This is a genomic window from Denitrobacterium sp., assembly GCF_056180635.1.
In genome coordinates, this window is the sequence record NZ_JAZZJS010000078.1 from 23,545 (window position 1) to 29,965 (window position 6,421).

General features: G+C 59.8%; 3 protein-coding genes and 1 pseudogene. All 4 read left to right on the forward strand.

From position 1 onward, the window contains the following. Positions 1–220 precede the first annotated feature (220 nt). A complete protein-coding gene (locus AC04P6_RS06805; RefSeq protein WP_475565865.1) occupies positions 221–1,642 on the forward strand; it encodes an MBOAT family O-acyltransferase in 1,422 nt (473 codons plus the stop codon). Positions 1,643–1,652: 10 nt separating this feature from the next. After that, positions 1,653–3,029, forward strand: a complete 1,377-nt coding sequence (locus AC04P6_RS06810; RefSeq protein WP_475565866.1) for a DHHW family protein — start codon at positions 1,653–1,655, stop codon at positions 3,027–3,029. A gap of 219 nt (positions 3,030–3,248) precedes the next feature. Next, a complete protein-coding gene (locus AC04P6_RS06815; protein ID WP_475565867.1) occupies positions 3,249–5,738 on the forward strand; it encodes an AfsR/SARP family transcriptional regulator in 2,490 nt (829 codons plus the stop codon). Between the two features lie 114 nt (positions 5,739–5,852). Next, positions 5,853–6,421 (forward strand): annotated as a pseudogene (locus AC04P6_RS06820) (preprotein translocase subunit SecA); the annotation flags it as partial.

Genomic DNA, 6,421 nt, shown 5'->3' on the forward strand with positions numbered 1-6,421 from the left:
GAATGTCGCCAAAAGGCCCCTTCCTCGCTCCGATACGCTTTCTGCTCTTCAGTGTACTAGAAGGGTTGCGCGGCAGAGGAAATTCCCCTGGGATTTAACGCGCCTGTTCCCGAAAAGGCGTTTCGTTTGCGCGGTTTGCGCGTGTGGCGTGCGCTCAATCTGCTACCATGCATTCCCGTATGGTTTGGGTGCGTTTGCATGGGGGAAGGCGCTGCGGGCTATGGTTTTCTCGAGTCTCGTGTTCATATTCGTCTTTCTTCCCATTCACCTTGTCGTCTACTTCTTCGCCAACCGTTCGTTTCGCAACCCGTGGCTTCTTATCTCGTCGCTCGTCTTCTACGCGTGGGGTGGGCCGCAGTATGTGCCGCTCATCATGCTCGAGTCGCTTGCTAGCTGGTTTTTCGCCTTGCGCATTCAGTCGAGCGGTAGCGAGCGCGGCAAGCGTGCGATGCTCGCGGCATGCTGCATCGTCTTGCTGGGTCTGCTGGCGTATTTCAAGTACATGACGTTCCTTCTGGGGAACATCCAGTTCTTCGCGGGCGTTCCGGAAGAGATTCCGAACATACTCCTTCCCATCGGCATTTCCTTCTACACGTTCCAGCTCATTTCCTATGTGGCCGACGTGTATCACGGCCGCGTTTCCGCGCAGCCCGCGTATTGGAAGGTGCTCATGTATGCGTCGCTGTTCCATCAGTGCATCGCGGGCCCCATCATCCGCTACGAAACGGTGGAAGCGGAAATCGACAATCGCACGGTCACGCGCAAGGACGTCTTCTACGGGGTCCGGCGCTTCTGCGTTGGCCTGGCCAAGAAGGCCGTTTTGGCCAACTCGTGCGCAGAGGTGGCCGACACGCTTCTGCCCACGGGCGTGGGCGCCGTGCTTACCGAGCCCACGTTGGGGTGCTGGCTCGGCATGCTCTTCTACATGTTCCAGATCTATTTCGACTTCAGCGCGTATTCCGACATGGCCATCGGGTTGGGGCGCATGGTGGGATTCCACTACCTCGAGAACTTCAACTACCCCTATATGGCCACGTCGATCAAGGATTTCTGGCGTCGTTGGCATATCTCGCTCTCGTCGTTCTTTCGCGATTACGTCTACATCCCCCTTGGCGGCAGCCGCTGTGCCGAGGTGCTCATCGTGCGCAATTACTGCATCGTCTGGTTCCTTACGGGGCTTTGGCATGGCGCGAGCTGGAACTACATCCTATGGGGTTTGTTCTACCTGGCATTTCTTATGCTCGAGCGCTATGTCGTGAAAGATCGCATCCCCCGTGGGCTCGATCATGCCTACGCATGCCTGGTCGTGCTGGTGGGGTGGGTGCTGTTCCGCTTCGAGCACCTGGGCGAAATGTGCTCGGTGCTGGCCAACATGTTCTTCGTGGGCGGCGTTCCCCTCACGAGCATGGAAGTGGGAACGCTCTTCTTGCAGAACGTCTTCCTCATCGCGTTCTGCGTTATCGCGTGCACCAACCTGGGCAAGGTCCTTCGCCGTTCCATGTTTCGCCTGGCGAAGCGCAATCAGGCGTTCGGGGTCGCGTTCGGCATCGTCGAGGCCGCTACCCCTCCGGTCTTGCTTGCCCTCTCGGTGATTTCCCTGGCTGGGGCAACGTATAACCCGTTTATCTACTTCAGGTTCTAGGGGGCGAATCGTGGACGGAAAGCACGCTCATAATCGCGCCTCCCAAGCGCCTCGCTCCCACGCCGCGGAGCCACGCAGGCGCTTCTCCCTTTCCGCGTGCCGTGATTTCGCGGTTCGCTCGGCAATGGTCATCATCCTCGTGGGCTTCGTGGTGGGTTCGGCGTTTTTCGCACGCCCTTCCGTTTCGGAAGCCGAAAAGCGCACGCTCACGGAATTCCCCGCGTTCACGGTGGAGAGCTTTCTCGATGGGTCGTATTTCACCCAGGTGTCGCTGTGGTATTCCGACACCTTCCCCCTTCGTGAGCTGCTTGTTTCGGCTGACCAGAGCTTTAGCTCCCTGTTTGGCATTCAGCCGCAGACGCGTTTCGTCGGGGGCAACGTGCAGGCTGACGAGCTGCCCGCCGAAGGCGAGAGCGCGCCGGAGTCTTCTGCGAAGACGCAACAGCGCGAATACGTCGATGCGCCCACCGAGCAGCAGCGCGATGCCGAAGTGGAAGATAGCATCATGGATGGTCTGTACGTCGATGGCTCATCGGCATACAGCATCTACTACTTCTCGCAGAGTGCGGTGCAGAGCTATGCCGACGCCATGAATCACGCTGCTCAGGCGCTTGATGGGAAAGCCCAGGTCTATTCGCTAATCGTGCCCAATAATTCCGCGGCGCTGCTCGACGAGGACGTGCTCGCGTCGTTGGGTGGCACCGATCAGGCCCAGGCGATAAAGTACTTCTTCAGCTTGTACGACGAACGCGTCATTGGCGTCGACCCGCTTGAGAACCTTCGCGCGCATCGCGGCGAGTACATCTACTTCAAAACCGACCATCATTGGACTGAGCTCGGAGCGTACTACGCGTATCAGGAGTTTTGCGAGCAGAAGGGCATCGAGCCCGTGGATATGTTCGCATGGGAAAAGCGCGTATACGAGCCGTTTCTGGGGTCGTTCTATTCCGAACTCGGCGAAGATGCCGCTATGGCCGCCGACCCCGATTATGTGGAAGCCTACGTTCCCGCCGCCACCAACGACATGACGTACGTCACGTCTGATGGGGAAGAGCTGCAGGGTAACGTGATCATGAGCGTAGATGGGTGGAGCTCCAATAACCTCTATAGTTGCTTTATCAATGGCGACCAGGCCGAACAGCATATTACGAACCCGGAAATAACCGACGGGTCGGCCTGCCTGGTGGTGAAGGACTCGTTTGGCAACGCGTTCGTTCCCTTGCTCGTTGGGTCGTATCAGGATGTCTACGTCATCGACTACCGCTATAGCGATGCGAACATTCCCGCGTTCGTGGATGAGCACGCCATCAGCGATGTGATATTCCTGAACAACATCTCGCTTGCGGGCACGAGAAAGGTTCCTCAGCAAATCGAAGCGCTTTTGTAGGAGATTACTCTAGTCTACGGTAGACGGTATGGAAATAGCGGTAAGCGGCTAGCGTCAATGTCGAATTACCTGGGCGCTTGTGGTTGGGTCGCGTAACGGACGCAGCATGTTGGGCACGTCTCTAGCGGGTCGGTCGCAGATGCGTTGCGGGACTATTGCCCTATTCGTACAATCGAGGTCCCCGATGTTGCCTCCTCTCTGCTCTGGCAGGAGGCCAATATGTCCAAGTTTCTTCTCAGCTCTGCATGCAATGGTTCAGCTCCCGGCAAATTCGCCCATTGCTCCTTCTTCGATCGGGATGTTCTGCTCTTGCGCATGATGCGCGATCGCTTGCAAATCAGGAGGATCGTTGCCCCGGCTATGTTCGGAAAGACGTACCTCGCCCTGCAGTATGCGGCAGTCGTGTTCGGGTTCGAGCGCGTATGCTGGGTGAACGCCATGAGTCCTTGCTTCATGCGCGATTTAGACGCCGGCGCGATGGGCGAGTCGCTTTTGGAAATCGTCCCCGAGGGGCTTGTAGTGTTCGAGGACGTGCCCGCTCTGGACGAAGCGCGCGATGCGGTGTTCGAGCAGGCGTGTCGCTTCCTCGTTTCGTCGGGCGTTGAGGTCATCGTCACGACTCAGCCGTCGAGCGCCCCGCTTTCCACGTGCGATGCGTGCGATACGATTACCTCGCGCGACCTTCTGTATACCGACGAGGAACTTGCCGTTGCTCGCGCATCCGATGCGAGCGCCGGCGTCATCGAGGGTTCCCTGCAGCTTAGCGAGCGCATTCCCGGGCTGGCGCTGCGCGACGACCTTGCCCGTCAGCGTCTTCTCTCGCTCCTGTTCTGCGACGAGTCCGCGCTGGTGGCGGCATGCATCTTCGAGTGCCTCGTGTTGGGGCGGGGGAGCGTGTCCGAAATCGCCTCCGGGAACATGGAACGCTCGCTTCTCGACTATGTCGAGGCGTACTACCCGTTCGTGGAGCTGGATTCCGACGGCGGCGAATTCCACGTGCGCGGCTTTTCCGTGGACGTGGCCATCCGCGCGGCGATGCCGTATCTCAAGCGCATGGCGCACGCCGCCGGGTTCGACGACTCATCGCGCTATATCGTCCATCTAGCCGATGAACTGTTGGTTGCTGCACGCTACGAGCGCGTATCTCGCCTGATGGGCGCCGCGGTGGGCGTTCGCACGAAATCGCAATGGCTTCGCCGCCATCAGGATGCCCTCGCCGAGGCGATGGCGTTTTCGCCTATCGAGGATGTGTATGAGTCGATAGCGTTGGCGGGGCATGTCCAGAGCGAAATGCTGCGCGCCGGATCGGCCGTGCGTCGCCTGTTCGTGGGTAATGCGTTGCGTGCGTTCGACATGCTTGCACGTCTGAGCTCGAGCGAGGCGCTTGACGTGCCACATCGTCTGGCGTGCTCGTCGTTCGCGTTTCTGCATGCCGATAACGTCGACCGCGCCTGCCGCCTCCTGATGCATGGCGATTGCCACGACGTTGCCAGTTCGACGGACGCGCGCTCGTTGGCATATCGTTCGTTCTGGACGCACCTCGATGATTCCGATGGCGGCATACGCGCCGTTCTGGCGACCGCGCGCCTGTCTGGCGAAGCACGCGAGGCAAGCGCCATCGCGCTCGCATGTGCCGTGCATAATGCCAGGCTGCGCACGACCGATGCCGAGGCGGTGCGCAAGGCATGCGTATGGGCGGCGCGTTACGCGTATGGAACGGAAGTGGGGTTGTCGGGCTTCGTGCTCTTGCGCGAGCTCGTGGCCTATGCCGAATGCGAGGGGCTCTCGAATGCCGTTCGCCCGTTTCGTCCGATGGTGGAGCGCTGCGAGGCGCATATCAAGTCGCAGCAGGCGCTCTACCGTCGCAAGCACGCTTCGGAAGACGCCATGCGCGGAGCGTCGGTGGGACTCGAATCGGGGCTCACGCTCATGCGCTCCCGGCCACGTACGCCGTTGCTGCATGTCAGGCTGTTAGGTGGCTTCCAAGTGTCAATAGAGGGCGTCGACGTCGATATGACCAAGTTCTCTCGTTCCAAGGTGCGCGCTCTTCTGGCGCTTCTGGTGATCGACGCCGACAGGGACGTTCCGCGCGATGTGGTGGCCGAGCGCCTATGGCCCGATAGCGCCCCCACGAAGGCGCGCCACAACCTCAACTCCACGTATTCGCTGCTGAAGCGCGCGCTCACGCTGCCTTCGGGCGAGAATCCCTACCTCGTGCGCACGCAAAGCGTGCTTCGCATTCGCGCGGCTCTGGTGGAAAGCGACACGATGAACCTCGACGATATCTGTCGCACCATGCGCTTCAGCAGGCTCGATCCCGATGGGTACGGCCGCCTGCTCGGCGAGCTCAAGGCCGTGTACGCGGGCGAGCTGCTGCCTGGGGAAAGCTGCGATTACCTGGTCGATTTCGCGCGGAACGAGTATCGGCACCGGGCTGTGGACGCGCTTCTTTGCGCGGCCCGCGCCTTGCTTGCGCTGGGCGATGGCGATATGGCGCTGCTATTCGGGCGCCAGGCCATCGAATGGGATGCCTATCGCGAGGATTGCTATGAGATGCTCATGGGATTGCAGGCGCGCTGCGGGCAGCGTCCGGCGGCGGGGGAGACGTGGGCGCTGTACTGCCGTCGCATGCGCGATTTGGGCATGGAGCCATCAGTGCATATGAGCAGGCTCTATACGCGCCTCATCTCGTCGGCTGGCGTTGCGTAGCGCCCGCCGAAGTATCCGCTGGGCAACATTGATATTACTGTGAACCCTTCGGGTCTATGCTAGAGTGAAACTTTGGAAATATGGGGTGCAACGTTCACAAGAAAGCGGAAATCAATGGGATTATTCTCCAAGATTCTCACGATGGGCGAAGGCCGTCAGCTTAAGAAGTACGAGGGCATCGTAGATCGCATCAATTCCCTGGAAACCGATATGGAAGCGCGGAGCGACGAAGAGCTCAGGGCCCTTACGTTCGAATTCCGCAAGCGCATACAGAATGGCGAAAGCGAGAAGGACCTTCTTCCCGAAGCGTTCGCCTGCGTGAGGGAGGCCTCGAAGCGCACGCTTGGGCTGCGTCATTTCGACGTGCAGCTCATCGGCGGCATGGCGTTGAACGACGGTCAGATTGCCGAGATGAAGACGGGCGAAGGCAAAACGCTCGTATCTACGCTCGCCGGCTATCTTAACGCGCTGGGCGGCAACAACGTCCATATCGTCACCGTCAACGATTACCTGGCCAAGCGCGACAGCGAGTGGATGGGCCGCGTATACCGCTTCCTGGGCATGGAAGTGGGCCTCATTCAGAATGGCATGCGCCCCGAAGGCAAGATTCCCGCCTACAAGGCCGACGTCACGTATGGCACCAACTCCGAATTCGGCTTCGACTACCTGCGCGACAACATGGT